The organism is Polaromonas sp. JS666, assembly GCF_900103405.1.
GTDB lineage: Bacteria > Pseudomonadota > Gammaproteobacteria > Burkholderiales > Burkholderiaceae_C > Polaromonas.
The window spans coordinates 745,493-762,866 of record NZ_FNHX01000002.1 but is presented as its reverse complement, the minus strand read 5'-3'; the positions used below and the strand labels follow the sequence as shown (position 1 = coordinate 762,866).

The following is a 17,374-nucleotide window of genomic DNA, read 5'->3' as shown; positions in this document are numbered from 1 at the left end:
GGGAAACGGTCATGAATCACTCCTCCACTGTGTGTATTGAAGGGAAGCTTGCGCCTGGCGACAGCTTTTTTTGGGCCCTTGGGCCGAAGCCGGCGGTGGCCGCGTGCGGAGCGCCCATCCTACGCTTTTGGCCCCGCGCAGGCCAGCCCGCAAAACCGGCAACGTGCCGGCTGCTATGAATTTTGTAGCTTTTTTGCATTCGATGCGGCGGGCATGGGCGCGCGCCCGAGGTTTTTGTACGAATTAAGTTTCGCCTCATCAAGCCGTGCTAGCCTCGCGCGCATGTTGTTGAACCGCATCCCCTCCTTCCTGCGCCATGTCGGCCCGGGCGTTGTCACCGGCGCCGCCGATGACGACCCGTCCGGCATCGCCACCTACACGCAGGCGGGGGCGCAGTTCGGCACCGGGCTGCTCTGGACGGTGTTCTTGTCGCTGCCCTTCATGATCGCCATCCAGTTGGTGAGCGCCCGCATAGGGCGGGTCACCGGCAAGGGCGTGGCGGCCAACCTGCGGGAGCACACGCCGCGCGCCTTCCTGATGGCCATGGTGTTTTTACTGGTGGTGGCCAACACCATCAACATCGCCGCAGACATCGCCGCCATGGGCGAGGCGTTGCAGCTCGCGGTGGGCGGCGGCGACCACTTCCATGCGGTGGCTTTCGGCGTCATCACGGTGCTGTTGCAGGTCTTTGTGCCCTATCGCAAGCTCGCGCCCATCCTCAAGTGGCTGACGCTCTTCCTGTTCGCCTATGTGATCGCCGTGTTCCTGGTGCAGGTGCAGTGGGCCCAGGTGCTGCACGACCTGGTGATCCCCAAGCTGCAATGGACCTCGGGCTACTGGATGATGATCGTCGCGCTGCTGGGCACCACGATTTCGCCCTACCTGTTTTTCTGGCAGGCCTCGCAGGAAGTCGAAGAGCTGCGCCTCAAGGGCGCGGGCCACGGCTCGGAGCAGGAAGTGCGCCGCGACCTGCGCCGCGTCAAGCGCGACACCTATATCGGCATGTTTTTCTCCAACGCCATCGCCTTCTTCATCATGGTGCTGGGTGGGGCCGTGCTGTATACGGCGGGCATCCATGACGTGACCTCTGCCGCGCAGGCGGCGCAGGCCCTGCGGCCGCTGGCCGGCGACTTTGCCTTCGCGCTGTTTGCCGGCGGCATCATCGCCACCGGCCTGTTGGCTGTGCCGGTGCTGGCCTCGTCAGCCGCCTACGCGGTGGCCGAGGCTTTTGGCTGGCCCGAGGGCCTGGAGCGCCACTGGTACGAGGCCAAGCGCTTTTACGCCATCATCGTCATCGCCACGGTGGTCGGCACTGGCATGGACTTCACCAGCATAGACCCGATGAAGGCGCTGTACTGGAGCGCGGTGATCAACGGCGTGGTGGCCGTGCCCATCATGGCCGGCCTGATGATGCTGGCCGGCCGCAAGTCGGTGATGGGCAAGTTCACCTCGGGCTTGAAGACCACCTGGTTTGGCTGGGGCGGCGTGGTGGTGATGGGTTTTGCGGTGCTGATGATGTTCCGGGATGTGGTTTTGCAGGCGCTCTAGGGCGCCCGGCATCGCACTGCGGTCCTGCGTCAGCCGCAGAGGCTCCTGATCTCCGGCGGTATCGGCACAGCCCGTATGCCGGCCGGGTCGCCTTCGCGCCGCGCGGCGAAAATCCGCACCTCCTCGCATTCCATGACCAGCTGTTCGGCGCGCATCACGCGGTAACGCTGCACAAAACTTTTGTTCCTCCATTCGGCAATGCTGGTGTGGACGGCCAGCGTGTCGCCGTAGGTGGCGGCGCAGACAAAACGTGAACGCGTGTCCACCAGCGGTGTGCCGATCACGCCCAGCGTTTTTTCGGTTTCCTGCCATGAAGGCACGCCGCATTGCACAAAGAAGTGGCGCGAGGCGGCGTCTATCCAGCGAAAGAAGTTGGGAAACCACACAATGCCGGCGGGATCGCAGTCGCCAAATTCCACGCGCACGGTGTGGGTGATCTGTTTGCTCATAGGTGAACTCAGTCACCCTTGATGTTGCGTGCCCGTATGAGTGCACCGAAGCGCGTGCCGTCGATGGCGGCCCGGCTGCCGAAGTCCGACGGCGACATGGGCGCCGGCACCCCGCCAATCGCCGAGATACGATCGCGCACCGCCTGGGTGCCGAGGATTTTGTTGATCTCGCGGTTCAGCCGGCTGACCACCTCGGCCGGCGTGCCGGCCGGTGCGTAGAAGCCGAACCAGGTGTCGGCATCAAAACCCTTGAGGCCGGCCTCCTCCAGCGTGGGCACGTCGGGGAACAGGGGCGAACGTTTGGCGCTGCCCACGGCCAGCAGCTTGAGCTTGCCGGCTTTCACATGCTGCAGGCCTATGCCCGGGTCGAACATGAAATCGAGCTGCCCACCCAGCAGGTCCTGCATGGCCGGGGCCGCGCCGCGGTAGGGCACATGCACGGCGTAGAGGTTGGCCTGGGCTTTCATCATTTCGGCCGCGAGATGCGGCGAGCTGCCGTTGCCCGGCGAGCCGAAAGACAGCTTGCCGGGATTGGCTTTGAGGTAGGCCAGGAACTCTTTGATGTTGTTGGCCGGAAGCGCTGGTTTGACCTCCAGGAACACCAGCACGCGCGCCGCGGCCGCCACGGGCGTCAGGTCCTTGGCCGGGTCAAATGCCATCTTGGGGTAGAGGTGCGGGTTGACGGAGACCATGCCGCCCGAACTCATCAGCAGCGTGTAGCCGTCGGCCGGGGCCTTGGCCACCACCTCGCCGCCGATGTTGCCGTTGGCGCCCGCGCGGTTTTCGATGACCACCGGCTGGCCCAGGACATCGGCCAGCGGCACACCGATGGCGCGCGCCAGCTGGTCGGCCGCGCCGCCCGGCGGGAAGTTGACGATGAGGCGGACCGGTTTGCTTGGCCACGCATGCGCGGCCGGCGCTGACGCGGTTTGTGCCTGGACGGCGGGAAACAACATGCTGGCGGCGGCCAGCGCCAGCACAGGCCATGCGCGCAGGCCGGATGGGAAGGGAAGTTTCATGGGGTGTCTCCTTTTTTCGTTTGAACGGGGTGCTTCAAATCGCCTTGGCGGCGCGTGATTTGCGGTGCGGGTTGTCCACCCACCGGATCGGTTGCGCCTTCACGGGGCGGGCCGGCGCGCCGTGCTGCGCCAACGCCTGGTCCAGCGCCTTGCCGGCTTCGTCTTCCAGTGCCGCGGCGCGCGCCTGGGCAATGGCGGCGGCGCGTAAGTCGTGCGAGGCAAAGGGCGCACCAGCGGCCAGGTGCTCCAGCACATGCATGAGGTTGTCCTTGCCGCGTTCGTTGGTGCTGCCGTAGCCCTTGATCAGGCGGCCGCACAGCGCGATCTCATGGCCCAGCTGCCAGTGCTGGCGGGTGCCTTTCACGACACCCGCCAGCCATTGCTCGATCAATGCCTGCTCCGCGGCAAAACGGCTGCCGCGCACGCGCAGCCACTTGAGGCTGGCCAGCAGGCGCAGCGACAGCATGCCGAAGACGGAGTGCGTGCCCACCTTCAGGGGCATGGCCCATGCCGTCTTGCCCCTGGCCACGCGCGAGCGGTCCCAGCGGGTCACTCGCGCGGCCAGGCCCTGGGGCAGCAAGGCGGCGAATTCCGCCGCGCCGGGCTTGAAGTGGTCGTAGACCCGCAGCAGGTCGGCCGCGCCCGCCCCGGCCTCGCCGCTGACGCGCCGCCAGCGGCCGGCGCTGCTTTTCAGGTCGGCCACCCGCACGATGTCGTCAAACGCCATCCACAGCGCCAGCCAGCGCGCCATCTCGCGCGTGGTGGCATAACCGTTCGTGGCGACGGGGTCGGCCAGCTGTTCGGCCTCCAGCACCTGCCGCAGGCGCCGCACATACAGGTCGGCATAGCCGCGGTCCTGGTACTCCAGCATGCGTGCATGGCCCAGGCCCAGCATCTCGTGCACCGGTTGCGGAAAGAGGCGGGCCAGGTCGGCTTCCAGCTCCTGGGGTACGGGTGCAATTGGATCCTGGCCGGACAGCAGCTGGGTGACCAGGGCTGTTTGCGCGCCTTGTGCGCCTATCTGCCTGAATGCCCGGTCAAAGCCGCGCAGGCTGGCCTCGGCGCCTTTGCCGCCGTGCCGGATGACGGTTTCATAGGCTTCGCGCGCAAAGGGCAGCAGGCCGCTGCCGGCAATCGCGCCCAGCATCACGGCGCTGACCACCGTGCCGCAGTCTTTGGCAATCCGGTCCATGGCCAGCACCTGGCTGGCCCGGCTTTGCGCCGCGATGGCCTGCAGCAGCGGCGCGTCCGCGGTGCGGCCGTCGCCGGCCACCACACGTTCGGCCGTGGTCAGCGTGCGGCTGCTGGAGGTGATGACCAGGGTGCGCTGCGGCGAGCTCATGCCGTTGCCGACCTGGCGCGCGGTTTCCAGCAGCTCGGATGACACCAGGCCGTCGAGCGCGCCCGGCACGGGGTTGAGGCTGAACACCGGCCGCCTGCCTTGCAGCTCGGCCAGCGGCACCGGGAACACCTCCAGGTAATAGGTGGTGGCGCCGGTGCGCTGCGCCACGCCGGGGATGGAAGTGCTTTGCGCCGCGTAGCCGCTGGCCAGCGCGATGTCGACCAGCCATTCGGTCAGCACGCCGCCGCCTTCGCCGCCCAGTGCGCAAATCAGCAGGGTGATGGGTTTTTGTTGATTCATGTTCATGCAGTTTGCATTGCTCGCACCAGCACGGCGCGCACGCCGTCCAGCAGGCGTTCGTGCCACTTGGGGTTCTGGATGACTTCAGCGCGGTAAAACGAAGGGCACAGGGTGGCCGCATGCGCATTGGCGCCGCACAGGCCGCAGCCGACGCAGCCGTCGATCACCGTGGCCACCGGGTCCACCTTGAGCGGGTCGGGGTTGTCTTTTAAGGTCAGCGTCGGGCAGCCCGAGAGGCGGATGCAGGCGTGGTCGCCGTTGCAGACGTCTTCATCGACGCCGTACTTCACGCGCACCACACGCTTGCCCTTCTTCAGCAGGCCGGCCAGCCAGGGCTTGATGCGGCGCTGGCGCTCGAGCTGGCATTCGCCCTCGGCGATGATGACTTTCAGGCCCTTGAAATCAGTGGTGAAAGCCTCATTGAGCGTCTGGCGCATTTCCTCGACGTGGTAGGTGTGCACCGTGCGCAGCCATTGGACGCCCAGGCCCTGCAGGGTTTTTTCGATGGTGGTGTTGGTGCCGGTCAGGCTCTGCAGCTTGTCGGCCGCATTGAACTTGGCGTCCGTGCCGGGCGTGGAAATGATGTCCTGTGTGCCGGTGGCCGAGGTGTAGCCGTTCTTGAAGATCAGCAGCACCGCGTCGTCGCCGTTGAACAACGCCGACTGCACGCCGGTCAGCAGGCCGTTGTGCCAGAAACCGCCGTCCCCCATGATGGACAGGGTGCGCCGCGCCATCATCGGCGACACGCCGGCGCGGCTGGCCAGGCTCATGCCGTAGCCCAGGATGGAATGGCCGAAAGAAAAGGGCGCAAAAGTGCCGAAGGCGTGGCAGCCGATGTCGGCCGCGATATGCACCGGTCCCACGTCCTGTTGGGCGAGCTTGAGTGCGGAAAACACCGGCCGCTCCGGGCAGCCTATGCAAAAGCCGGGCGGGCGCGCCGGCAGGGGCTGGTTCAGCTGCGCCTCGATCTGCCGGCCCACGGCCTCGCGGCGGCCGGCATTGCCCTGCAGCCAGCCGGCGGCCGCCGCCGTGTCCACGTCGGGGGCGTAGCGCGCGACAAACGCCGCCAGGCCGGCGGCCACAACTTCCACCGAATATTCACCGCCCGAAGGCAGCATGTCCTTGCCGTGCAAACGCGTGTTGATGTCGCGCCTGCGCAAAAAAGTCGCGATCTCCTGCTCGATGTACTCGGGCTGGCCTTCCTCGACCACCAGCACCGCATCTTTGCCCAGCGCGAATTCCGCCACCTGCTCGGGCACCAGCGGGTAGGTGACGTTGAGCACGAGGATGGGGATGTCGGTTTGGCCGAAGGCATCGCACAGGCCGAACTGCTGCAGCGACCGGACCAGCGTGTTGTAGATACCGCCCTGCACGATGAGGCCGAGGTTTTTGCGCGGACCGTCCATCAGCTCGTTGAGCCGCTGCTCCATGATGTAGCGGCGGGCGGCCGGGATGCGCTCCTGGGTTTTGAGTTTTTCATGCCGGAAGGTGACAGGCGGGTGGGCCAGCTTCGCGTAGTCGAAGGCGGCGGGTTCTGCCATCAGCTGCCGGGTCGATATCGCGGGCGGGCGGTTGTCCTTGCAGGCAAAGCTGCCGCGCACGTGGCAGGCGCGTATGCGCAGCTCCAGGATGGCCGGCATGTTCGAGGCTTCCGACAGCCGAAAACCGTGCTCGACCATCTCCACCATTTTTTCCAGGTCCGGGCGCGGGTCCAGCAGGCACATCGAGGACTTCAGCGCATAGGCATGGCTGCGCTCCTGGATCACGCTGGCGCCTTCGCCGTAGTCCTCACCGACCACGATGAGCGCGCCGCCCAGCACGCCGGGCGAGGACAGGTTGGACAGCGCGTCGGCGGCGACGTTGGTGCCGACGATGGATTTCCAGGTCACCGCGCCGCGCAGCGGGTAGTGGATGGAGGCGCCCAGCATGGCCGCGGCCGAGGCCTCGTTGGAGCAGGCCTCCACATGCACGCCCAGCTCGTCCATATACGGTTTGGCCTGCACCATGACGTCCAGCAGATGCGAGACCGGTGCGCCCTGGTAGCCGCCCACATAGGCCACGCCGGACTGCAGCAGTGCCTTGGTGATCGCGAGTATGCCCTCGCCGCGGAAAGTCTCGCCCGCGCCCATGCGCAGCGACTCGATCTCCTTGCTGAATGAAACTTCCACGCGTGTCTCCTTATGCCTTGTTGTCGTGGGAAGCCTGGAGTTTGGCCCTCGGGAAACCATTCATCAATAAAATAAGAAAACTATCTAGTATTCATTCAATGCATATCAAAGACATAGACCTGAACCTGCTGAGGCTGTTCGACGCGGTCTACCGCACCCGCAACGTCAGCCGCGCGGCCGAGCTGCTGGACCTGACCCAGCCCGCCGCCAGCCAGGGCCTGACGCGCCTGCGCCTGCTGATCAAGGACCCGCTGTTTGTGCGGGCCGGCGGCGGTGTGCAGCCCACACCCAAGGCCGACCGGCTGGCCGACGCGGTGCGCAGCGCGCTGGCCACGCTGGAGCAGGCGCTCAATGAGTCGGCGCTGTTTGAGCCGCTGCAGTCGCGCAAGGTGTTCCGTATCCACATGAGCGACATCGGCGAGGGCCGCTTCCTGCCGGACCTGATGGTGGCGCTGCGCCGGCAGGCGCCCGGCGTGCGCATCGAAACCTTGCCCGTGGCCCGCGGCGAGATAGCCGCATCGCTGGACAGCGGGCGCATCGACTTTGCCTTTGGCTTTTTGCCCACGGTCAAGGACACCCAGCGCGTGCAGCTGCTCAAGGACCGTTATGTGGTGCTGCTGCGCGCGGGCCATCCTTTTGCCGGCACGCGGCGCGGCGGCCAGGCGCTGCTGGATGCGCTGCGCCAGCTGGAGTTTGTGGCGGTGCGCACCCACTCCGACACGCTGCGCATCCTGCAGATGCTGCAGCTCGAAGACCGGCTGCGCCTGACGACGGAGCATTTCATGGTGCTGCCGTCCATCGTCAAGGCCACCGACCTCGCGGTGGTCATGCCGCGCAACATCGCGAGGATATTTGCCGCGACGGACAACTACGAGATCATCGAGCCGCCGTTTCCCCTGCGCGACTTCACGGTGTCGCTGCACTGGAGCAAACGGTTTGAGTCGGATCCCGGCAACCGGTGGCTGCGGCAGACCATCGTGGCGCTGTTCTCCGAAGGCTGAACGGGCGCGGGGCGGCTCAGCCGGCAGCCTTGTGCTTCACCCACAAGCGCTGCGGCCCCGCACCCTGTTCGCCCAGCTTGTCATAAGGATTGCGCAGCCGGCATTTGTCGATCGACAGGCAGCCGCAGCCTATGCAGTCATCCAGCGTGTCGCGCAGTTTTTTGAGCTGCGCCATGCGTTCGTCGAGGTCGGCGCGCCAGGCGGCCGACAGCCGCTCCCAGTCCGCGCGGCTGGGCGCGGCCTTCGCGGGCAGGGTGGACAGGGCTGCCTCGATATCGGCCAGCGCGATGCCGACCCGCTGCGCCACACGCACAAAAGCCACACGGCGCAGCATCTCGCGCGCATAACGGCGCTGGTTGCCCTCGGTGCGTGTGCTGCTGATCAGCCCCTTGGTTTCATAAAAATGCAGGGTTGAAACCGCCACGCCGCTGCGGCGCGCCATGTCGCCGACCGAGAGCGTGGGGAAGATGCCGGCCTGTTCGAGTTCCGTGCCCATGGCTTTCCTTGAAAAAAGTGCTTGACCTCAACTTTACTTGAGGTTCCAGACTCCTGCTTTTACGGGCCAACCCGGCCCGTTTTTTTCAAAGGAGTTGTTTCCATGTCCAGCGATTCATCCAGTCCTGCTTCCTCTTCTGCCTCTGCCTCCGTGTTCCGAGTCGACAAGTTTGTCGTGCCCTCGCAGTCCATCTCCGCTTTTGTCGAGCGCATCCACCAGGTCCAGCGCATGCTGGGCGAGCAACCAGGCTGCCTGCAAAAACATGTGCTGACCCAGACCGGCGACAGCAGCGAGTTCGATGTGGTGACGGTGGTGGAATGGGCCAACGCCGATGCGGTGGCCGCCGCCCAGGCCGTGATGCAAAAGCGGCTCGCGAGCGAGGGCTTTGACATCCAGGCTTTCAGGAAAAAGCTGGGCGTGCGTGGAGATTCGGGGATGTATCGCGCGGCGTGAGTGCCGTGGTGGTCAGCGCCTACCCAACGCCTCGAGCACATGCTCTGGCGTGGCCGGCGCCTCCAGGGCGATGACTTGACCCGGCCGCGCGAAAGCAACCGCATCCCGCAAAGCCTCATACACACTGATCGCCAGCATCAGCGGCGGCTCGCCCACGGCCTTGCTGCCGAAGACGTTGTCTTCGCGATTCGGTTCGGGCCACAGGGCTATCCTGAAGTGTTCGGGCACGTCGCCGGTCGCGGGGATTTTGTAGGTGCTGGGTGCGTGGGTGCTGAGCAGGCCCTTGTCGTTCCACACCAGTTGTTCGGTCGTGAGCCAGCCCATGCCCTGGATAAAACCGCCTTCGATCTGGCCTATGTCTATGGCCGGGTTGATGGAGGTGCCCACGTCGTGCAGGATGTCGACCTTGAGCACGCGGCTTTCGCCGGTCAGCGTATCGATGGCGACCTCGGTGCAGGCCGCGCCGTAGGCGAAGTAATAAAACGGCCGGCCGGTCAGCGTGGCCTTGTCGTAGTGGATTTTCGGCGTGCGGTAAAAACCGTCGCTCCACAGCTGTATGCGGTTGGCATAAGCCAGTTTCACAACCTCGGTAAAAGGCCGGGTGCCTGCCGGCGTGACGACCTCGCCGTTTTCAAACTGCACGGCGCCCGCGCCGCAGCGGTCCAGGCCGGCGACGAACTGCGCGAGGTTGTCGCGCACATTGCGGGCCGCGTACTGCGCGGCGCGCGCATTGAGGTCGGTGCCGGCCGAGGCGGCGGTGGCCGAGGCGTTGGGGACTTTGCTGGTGTCGCTGGCCGTGGCCAGCACCTGGGCCAGGGGCACGCCGAGTTCGTCGGCCACGATTTGCGCGACCTTGGTGTTCAGGCCCTGGCCCATTTCGGTGCCGCCGTGGTTGACCTGCACGCTGCCGTCGGTGTAGACGTGCACCAGCGCGCCGGCCTGGTTGAACAGCGTGGCGGTGAACGAGATGCCGAATTTGACGGGGGTGAGGGCGATGCCGCGCTTAATGACTTCGCTTTTGGCATTCCAGGCGGCGATGGCCTGGCGGCGCTGCCGGTACTGCGAGGTCTGCTCCAACTTCGCCAGCAGCGGTTCAAGGATGTTGTCCTCGACCTTCATCTGGTAGTGCGTGGTGTCGCGGCGCCGTTCCGGCGCGGTCACGCTCGCCGCTGCGACGACTTCGTCGCTATACAAGTTGCGCCTGCGCACGTCCAGCGGGTCCAGGCCCAGGGTGCGCGCAATGTCGCCCATGATGGTTTCGATGACGATCATGCCCTGCGGGCCGCCGAAGCCACGGAATGCCGTGTTGCTCTGGGTGTTGGTCTTGCAGCGGTAAGAGGCGATCTCCACGTCTTCGAGGAAATAGGCGTTGTCGGCGTGGAAGACCGCGCGGTCGGCCACCGGACCTGAAAGATCGGCGCTAAAGCCGCAGTTCACCGCCATCATGAGCTTGAGGCCGGTGAGCCGGCCGCTGTCGTCAAAACCCACCTCGTATTCATAGGCAAAGGGATGGCGCTTGCCGGTGACCATAAAGTCGTCGTCGCGGTCCAGCCGCAGCTTGACGGGGCAATGCAGCTTGTGCGCGGCAATCGCGGCCCAGACGGCCATCTGGCCCGACTGGGTTTCCTTGCCGCCAAAGCCGCCGCCCATGCGCCTGCACTCCACGCGCACCGCATTATTGGCAATGCCCAGCGCATGCGAGACCCAGTGCTGGATCTCGCCGGGGTGCTGGGTGCTGGAATACACCAGCCATTGCTGCTGCTCCTGCGGCACGACGTAGGCCACCTGTCCTTCGAGGTAGAAGTGTTCCTGGCCGCCGACTTCGAGTGTGCCTTGCAGCCTGTGCGCGGCTTTTTTGAGCGCGGCGGCTGCATCGCCACGTTTTACAAACACCGGCGGCAGCACATAACTTTGGGCCTTGAGCGCGTCCTGCACCTTGAGCAGTGCCGGCAGGGGCTGGATATTGCACACCACCTTGCGCGCGGCGCGGCGCGCCTGCATCACGGTGTCGGCCACCACCACACCTATAACCTGGCCTATGTGCTGCACGGTATCTTGCGCGAACACCGGCTCGTCATGCGAAAAATTGCCCAGCACAGTGTCGCCGGGGATGTCGCGCGCCAGGATCACATCACGCACACCGGGCATGGCCAGGGCCGCGGCTGTGTCAACGCCCAACAGCTTTCCATGCGCGACGGTCGACAGGATGGGGGCGGCATGCAGCGTGCCGCGCAGTTCGGGAATGTCGTCGACATAGGTGGCGGCGCCGGCCACCTGCGCGCGCGCACTTTCATGCGGTGTGGAGCGGCCTGCGGCCCGCGCGCCGGCGGGTTGGCGGGCCAGCGACTGTTTTTGGGCCGGGTCGGCGGGCGGCACGCTGTCGGTACGCGCATTGGCCGCGCGCACCCCGGGGTCGGCCACCACGTCGCGGCTCACGGACATGTCCTTGGCATTCATGCGGCTTCCTCCAGCCGGAAGGAGGCCAGGTTGATCTGTTGCAGGCCCTGGCTTTCGAGCCAGTAGCGCTGCAGCAGGTTGCCCAGTACCTCGCTGCGGTAAGCGGCCGAGGCCCGCATATCGGAGATAGGCGAAAACTCGGCGCGCAGAGCGGCCATGGCCTGGCGCACGGTGGCCTGGGTCCAGGGCTGGCCTTTGAGCACGGCTTCGGTCTGCACCGCGCGCACGGGCGTGGCGGCCACGCCGCCCGCGCCAATCGAGGCGGCGATGACCTTGCCGTTTTCAATTTGCAGATTGATCGCCAGGCAGACGGCGGAGATGTCGTCGTCGTAGCGTTTGGAGATTTTGTAGACCTTCATCGCTTCCCCGGGCTGCGGCCTGGGCACCTTGATCCAGGCCAGCACCTCATCCGCGGCCATCACATGCTTGCGGTAGCCGGTGTAAAGCTGCTCCAGCGGCATCTCGCGGTGGCCGCGCACGCTCATCAGCACGACGTTCGCGTTCAACGCGATCAACAGCGGCATGGAGTCGCCGATCGGCGAGCCGTTGGCGACATTGCCGCCCAGGGTACCCGAGTTGCGCACCGGCAGGCCGGCAAATCGGGTGGCGAAGTTGTGCAGCTGCGGCCGGTCTTTCACCAGGGCCGCATAGGCGTCGACCAGCGTCACGGCCGCGCCTATGGCGATGTGATACGGGTAGTGTTCAACACGCCGCAGCTCTTCGACCTTGGTGACATCGATCACCTGGCCGAATTCCAGGTGCATTTTGGTGACCCAGAGGCCGACGTCAGTGCAGCCGGCGACCAGCTGGGCGCCGGGCTGGTCAGCGCGGGCCTGCAGCAGGCCGGCCAGGGTGCGCGGGGCCAGGTAGGCTGTTTCGGTCACGCCGGGTTCCGAGCGCAGGGACTGGAGCTTGCGCAGCAGCGCGGTCTCATCGACCTTCACGCGCGGCAGTGCCGCCATGGCCTGGGCGGCATCCAGGATGGGCCGGTAGCCGGTGCAGCGGCAGAGATTGCCCGAGAGTGCTTCCTGCGCGAGCTCGCGGGTAATGGGCTCGCCCTTGCAAACGTGGTTTTGGTACATGCCGAACAGGCTCATGACAAAACCGGGGGTGCAGAAGCCGCATTGGGAGCCATGTTCATTCACCATGGCTTGCTGGGCCGGATGCAGGGCGCCGTCTTGCGCCAGGTCCTCCACGGTCCACAAGGCCATGCCGTCCACCGAATGCGCCAGCCGAATGCAGCTGTTGATGGCGCGGTACTGGACCTGCCCGCCGGCCGCCTCGCCCAGCACCACGGTGCAGGCGCCGCAGTCGCCCTCGCCGCAGCCTTCCTTGGTGCCGGTGCAGGCCAGGTCCTCGCGCAGCAAGTCCAGCAGGGTGCGGCCGGGTGGTACATTGCTGACGGAAACAACTTCGCCCCGCCTGATGAAGCGGATGGGTCTGGAAGAAAGTGGAACAGCCATGCTTCAGGTTAAACACTCGCGCCGTGCCCGGCATATCAAAGCCCATATCAAACGCATGGGTGAAAAGGTATGAAAGACCAGGCGCTTTTCGACAAGATAGACCTCCATCTCATCAGGGTCTTGAACACCGTGCTTACTGAACGCAGCGTATCACGCGCCGCCATCCGATTGGGTATGTACCAGCCCGCCGTCAGCGCGGCGCTCAAGCGCCTGCGCGTGCTGGCCGGCGACCCCATCCTGGTGCGCTCGGGCGCGGGCATGGTGCCCACCGATGCCGGCCTGCGCATGATCGAGCCCTCGGCCAGCATTTTGCGCGCGGCCGGCATGCTGTTCAGCGACGCCCGGGGCTTTGACCCGGCCACGGCCGACACCACCTTTCGCCTGGCGGCCAGCGACTACCTGGACCCGCTCTTTTTGCCGCAGCTGGTCGCGCAGGTCAAGGCGCAGGCGCCGCGCTGCCGCATCGAGATCCAGCCGCTGTCGGCCGACTCCGACTACCGCGCGCAGCTGGCCCAGGGCCAGGCCGACATCGTGATTGGCAACTGGGCCGCGCCGCCCGACGACCTGCACATGGCGCGCCTCTTTGGCGACGAGGTGGTGTGCCTGGTGGCCAAGGACCACCCCGCGGTGCGCCGCGGCTGGGACACCGCGAGCTGGCTGGAAGCCGAACACATCGCGCCTTCGGCGCTGCACCCGGGCGCCAAGGGCGTGATCGACGAGCACCTGGACGCGCTGGGCCTGGCGCGCAACATCACGGTGCGCTGCCCGCACTTCGGCCTGATGCCGTCCATGGTGGCATCAAGCTTGCTGGTGATGACCACGGGCCGCCAGTATTGCGAACGTTTTGCCGGCATCCTGCCGGTCGCCATACTGCCCAGCCCGGTGGCGTTCCCGCGCATGATGTATTACCAGCTCTGGCACGAACGCACCCATGCCTCGAATGCCGCGAAATGGCTGCGCGAGAGGGTCAAGTCCGTGGCCTCCATGCTGCGAAAAGAATGACTTTGCGTGACGGCCGGGCATGTGCCGCCGGCCTGGCTCCCTAGAATACCGACCACCCCAAAAAAACGGACACCACGAGACAAATGAGCACAGCGCAGCCCCCCAATGACAGCCCCTCCGGGCCGCAAGCGCGGCTGCGGCTGGAGGGCATCAGCAAAAGTTATCCCGGCGTGCTGGCCAACAGCGGCATCTCGCTGACTGTGCGGCCCGGCGAGATCCACGCCGTGCTGGGCGAAAATGGGGCCGGTAAATCCACGCTGATGAAAATCATCTACGGCGCCGTCAGGCCCGACGCCGGCACCGTGGCCATTGACGGCCAACTGGTGACGGTGCGCAACCCGCACGAGGCGCGGGCCCTGGGCATCAGCATGGTGTTCCAGCATTTCAGCCTGTTCGACACGCTCACCGTGGCCGAGAACGTCTGGCTGGGGCTGGATAAACACCTGAGCCTGGCCGAGGTCTCGGCCCGCATCGTGCAGACCACCCAGGCCTACGGCCTGCAGCTGGACCCGACGCGGCCGGTGCACACGCTCAGCGTGGGCGAGCGCCAGCGCGTGGAGATCGTGCGCGCGCTGCTCACGAATCCCCGGCTGCTGATCCTGGACGAGCCGACCTCGGTGCTGACGCCGCAGGCGGTGGAAAACCTGTTTGTCACCCTGCGCCAGCTGGCCGCGCAGGGCTGCAGCATTTTGTACATCAGCCACAAGCTGCATGAAATCCGCGCGCTGTGCACCGCCTGCACGGTGCTGCGCGGCGGCAAGGTCTCAGGTGAATGCGACCCGCGCCAGGAATCGAATGCCTCGCTGAGCCGCCTCATGATTGGGGCCGAGCCGCCCGCGCTGGAGCACCGCGAGCTGCACGCCGGCGCCGTGGTGCTGGACGTCAAGCGGCTGGATTTGCCCAAGGAAGAACAGTTCGGCGTGGACCTGCACCAGGTGGCGCTGCAGGTGCGTGCCGGCGAGGTGGTCGGTATTGCCGGCGTCTCGGGCAACGGCCAGAAGGAATTGCTCTACGCGCTCTCGGGTGAAGACACCCGCGCCGCCGGCGATGCCATCGTGGTCAAGGGCCAGGCCGTGGGCAAGCTGGGGCCGCACCGGCGCCGCGCGCTGGGCCTGCATTTTGTGCCCGAGGAGCGACTGGGCCGCGGCGCCGTGCCTTCGCTCTCGCTGGCGCGCAACCTGCTGCTCACGCGCAAGGAGTCCGTCGCCGGCAACGGCTGGCTGAACCGCGGCGCGCTGCAGGCGCAGGCCGAACGCATCATCGCCGCCTACAAGGTCAAGTCGGGCGGGCCGCAGGCCGTGGCCAAGTCGCTGTCGGGCGGCAACCTGCAGAAATTCATCATGGGCCGCGAGATCGACGCCCAGCCCACGCTGCTGATCGTCTCGCAGCCGACCTGGGGCGTGGACGTGGGCGCGGCCACGCAGATACGCGGCGAGCTGCTCAAGCTGCGCGATGCCGGCTGCGCGGTGCTGGTGGTCAGCGAGGAGCTCGAGGAGTTGTTCGACATTTGCGACCGGCTTTATGTGATGGCCAAGGGCCAGCTTTCGCCTTCGCTGCCGCGCGCCGACGCCACGGTGGAACGCGTGGGGCAGTGGATGAGCGGCCTGTGGTCGCAGACGGAGGCCTCGCATGCCGCAGCTTGAAGTCCGCCCTCAGCCGTCCTCCTTCTGGAGCTACGCCTCGCCGCTGCTGGCCCTGCTGATCACCGTGCTGATAGGTGTGGCGCTGTTCGTGGCGCTGGGCAAGGACCCGGTCAAGGGCCTGCAGGTGTTTTTCTGGGAACCCATCAAGTCGCCGTACGCCATCGGCGAGCTGCTGGTCAAGGCCACGCCGCTGCTGATCATCGCGCTGGGGCTGGCCGTGTGCTTTCGCTCCAATGTCTGGAACATAGGCGCCGAAGGCCAGTTCGTCATGGGCGCCATCGCGGCCGGCGGCATCGCACTGCTGGCGGAGAAAACCACAGGCCCCTGGATTGTTCCGGCCATCTTGCTGGCCGGCATCGCGGGCGGCATGGCCTGGGCCGGCCTCACGGCCTTGCTGCGCGACCGCTTCAACGCCAATGAAATCCTGGTCAGCCTGATGCTGGTCTATGTGGCCGACATGGTGCTCAACTTCCTGGTCTTCGGGCCCTGGAAGGACCCCAACGGCTACAACTTCCCGCAGACCAAGACTTTTGAGGCCGTCACGCAGATCCCGCGGCTCATGCAGGGCTCGCGCGTGAACATCGGCATCGTCCTCGCGCTGCTGGGCGTGGCCGGGCTGTGGCTGTTTTTGTTCCGCACCTATGCGGGCTTCCGGCATGAAGTCAGCGGCCTGGCGCCCGCGGCCGCGCGCTACGCCGGCTTTTCATCGCGCCGCGCGCTGTGGCTGGCCTTGCTGACCTCGGGCGCCGCCGCGGGCCTGGCCGGCGCGCTCGAAGTGGCCGGCCCCATAGGCCAGCTCACGCCCTATGTGCCGGCGGGCTACGGTTTTGCCGCCATCATCGTCGCCTTTGTCGGGCGGCTGCATCCGGTGGGCGTGGTGTTCTCGGCCATCCTGATGAGCATGTTTTATATAGGCGGCGAGCTCGCGCAGTCGCGCCTGGGCCTGCCCAAGTCCATCACCGGCGTGTTCCAGGGCCTGCTGCTGTTCAGCCTGCTGGCCTGCGACACCCTGATCGCCTACCGCCTGAGGCTGGCCAAGCCCATCACCATGCCGGTGGCCACGCCGCCGTCTTCCGAAGTCCTGAAAGGAGCCGAGTGATGGATTCGACCGCACTGCTGATCGCCGCGACGCTGAGCGCCGGCACCGTGCTGGCCATCGCGGCGCTGGGCCTGCTGATCAATGAAAAAGCCGGCATCGTCAACTTGGGCGCCGAGGGCATGATGTTGTGCGCCGCCATCGCCGGTTTTGCCACGGTGGTGCACACCGGCAACAGCTGGCTGGGCTTTGCCGCCGGCATGGCGGCGGGCGCCTTCCTGGCGGCCGTTTTCGGTGTGCTGGTGATCTGGCTCAACACCAACCAGTACGCGACCGGCCTGGCGCTGAGCCTGTTCGGTGCGGGCTTTTCGGCCTTTGCCGGCATCAAGTACGTGCAGGAAAAACTGCCCGAGCAGGCGCATTACCCGATTCCCTTCCTGGCCGACGTCCCGCTGCTGGGCCCGGCGCTGTTCCGCCAGCATCCCATGGTCTATATCGCGATGGCACTGACGGCCGGGCTGGTCTGGTTTTTGTACCGCACGCGCGCCGGCCTGGTGCTGCGCTCGGTCGGCGAAAGCCCCGAATCGGCGCATGCGCTGGGTTACCCGGTGCGGCGCATACGGCTGGCGGCCGTGGTGGCCGGCGGCGCGCTGTGCGGCCTGGCCGGCGCCTATGTGTCGGTGGCCTACACCCCGCTGTGGGTCGAGGGCATGATCGCCGGCAAGGGCTGGATCGCGCTGGCGCTCACCACCTTTGCCACCTGGCGCCCGGCACGGGTGTTGCTTGGCGCTTACCTGTTCGGCGGGGTGACCATGCTGCAATTCCACCTGCAAAGCCTGGGCGTGAACGTGCCCACGCAGTTTTTGAGCATGCTGCCCTACCTGGCCACCATCGTGGTGCTGGTGCTGATTTCGCGCAACCCGCTGTGGATTCGCGTCAACATGCCCAGCTCCATCGGTAAGCCGTTTTACCCTGGCGCCTGAGGACCTGTTCGGAG

At 66.2% G+C, this 17,374-nt stretch carries 14 protein-coding genes; 7 read left to right on the top strand and 7 right to left on the bottom strand.

The genetic code is table 11. The features are described 5' to 3' along the window. Positions 1-282 precede the first annotated feature (282 nt). Positions 283-1,548, top strand: a complete 1,266-nt coding sequence (locus BLQ85_RS08015) for an Nramp family divalent metal transporter (protein ID WP_074575767.1) — start codon at positions 283-285, stop codon at positions 1,546-1,548. Positions 1,549-1,577: 29 nt separating this feature from the next. On the opposite strand, the gene BLQ85_RS08010 is transcribed toward BLQ85_RS08015, so the two are convergent. From BLQ85_RS08010 to BLQ85_RS07995, 4 genes are read right to left on the bottom strand one after another with little or no spacing between them, the layout of a single operon-like run. Further along, positions 1,578-1,997, bottom strand: a complete 420-nt coding sequence (locus tag BLQ85_RS08010) for an acyl-CoA thioesterase (RefSeq protein WP_074575766.1) — start codon at positions 1,995-1,997, stop codon at positions 1,578-1,580. A gap of 8 nt (positions 1,998-2,005) precedes the next feature. Continuing rightward, positions 2,006-3,016, bottom strand: coding sequence for a Bug family tripartite tricarboxylate transporter substrate binding protein (locus BLQ85_RS08005; protein WP_074575765.1), 1,011 nt, complete (start codon positions 3,014-3,016; stop codon positions 2,006-2,008). A gap of 34 nt (positions 3,017-3,050) precedes the next feature. Further along, positions 3,051-4,658: an indolepyruvate oxidoreductase subunit beta family protein gene (locus tag BLQ85_RS08000; RefSeq protein WP_074575764.1), complete on the bottom strand. Its 1,608-nt coding sequence runs from the start codon at positions 4,656-4,658 to the stop codon at positions 3,051-3,053. Positions 4,659-4,660: 2 nt separating this feature from the next. After that, the gene (locus tag BLQ85_RS07995) at positions 4,661-6,826 is read right to left on the bottom strand and encodes a thiamine pyrophosphate-dependent enzyme (protein WP_074575763.1); all 2,166 of its coding nucleotides are present in this window, start codon (positions 6,824-6,826) and stop codon (positions 4,661-4,663) included. A 98-nt stretch (positions 6,827-6,924) separates the two neighbouring features. Here BLQ85_RS07995 and BLQ85_RS07990 point away from each other — a divergent pair, with 98 nt between their 5' ends. Then, positions 6,925-7,827: a LysR family transcriptional regulator gene (locus tag BLQ85_RS07990; RefSeq protein WP_175456057.1), complete on the top strand. Its 903-nt coding sequence runs from the start codon at positions 6,925-6,927 to the stop codon at positions 7,825-7,827. 16 nt (positions 7,828-7,843) lie between these two features. Here the strand turns inward: BLQ85_RS07990 and soxR are convergent, their stop codons facing one another. Then, positions 7,844-8,323, bottom strand: coding sequence for a redox-sensitive transcriptional activator SoxR (gene soxR / locus BLQ85_RS07985; protein ID WP_074575762.1), 480 nt, complete (start codon positions 8,321-8,323; stop codon positions 7,844-7,846). Between the two features lie 102 nt (positions 8,324-8,425). Between soxR and BLQ85_RS07980 the strand changes: the two genes are divergently transcribed. Continuing rightward, positions 8,426-8,776, top strand: coding sequence for an antibiotic biosynthesis monooxygenase (locus BLQ85_RS07980; protein WP_074575761.1), 351 nt, complete (start codon positions 8,426-8,428; stop codon positions 8,774-8,776). 12 nt (positions 8,777-8,788) lie between these two features. On the opposite strand, the gene xdhB is transcribed toward BLQ85_RS07980, so the two are convergent. Together xdhB and xdhA are read right to left on the bottom strand one after the other, a co-directional pair. Then, complete coding sequence (gene xdhB, locus BLQ85_RS07975; RefSeq protein WP_074575760.1) at positions 8,789-11,233, bottom strand: xanthine dehydrogenase molybdopterin binding subunit; 2,445 nt, start codon at positions 11,231-11,233, stop codon at positions 8,789-8,791. Next, entirely contained in the window at positions 11,230-12,696 is a 1,467-nt protein-coding gene (xdhA, locus tag BLQ85_RS07970) for a xanthine dehydrogenase small subunit (protein ID WP_074575759.1), read from the bottom strand. Before xdhA ends, xdhB begins: the two co-directional genes overlap by 4 nt. Positions 12,697-12,765: 69 nt before the next feature. Between xdhA and BLQ85_RS07965 the strand changes: the two genes are divergently transcribed. From BLQ85_RS07965 to BLQ85_RS07950, 4 genes are all read left to right on the top strand, one after another. After that, positions 12,766-13,698, top strand: coding sequence for a LysR family transcriptional regulator (locus BLQ85_RS07965; protein ID WP_074575758.1), 933 nt, complete (start codon positions 12,766-12,768; stop codon positions 13,696-13,698). Between the two features lie 83 nt (positions 13,699-13,781). After that, entirely contained in the window at positions 13,782-15,341 is a 1,560-nt protein-coding gene (locus tag BLQ85_RS07960; protein ID WP_074575757.1) for an ABC transporter ATP-binding protein, read from the top strand. Next, positions 15,328-16,440 (top strand): ABC transporter permease, encoded by a 1,113-nt coding sequence (locus tag BLQ85_RS07955; protein WP_074575756.1) that lies wholly within the window; start codon positions 15,328-15,330, stop codon positions 16,438-16,440. Before BLQ85_RS07960 ends, BLQ85_RS07955 begins: the two co-directional genes overlap by 14 nt. Further along, on the top strand, positions 16,440-17,360 hold the full coding sequence (locus BLQ85_RS07950) for an ABC transporter permease (protein WP_074575755.1): 921 nt from the start codon (positions 16,440-16,442) through the stop codon (positions 17,358-17,360). Before BLQ85_RS07955 ends, BLQ85_RS07950 begins: the two co-directional genes overlap by 1 nt. Positions 17,361-17,374 lie beyond the last annotated feature (14 nt).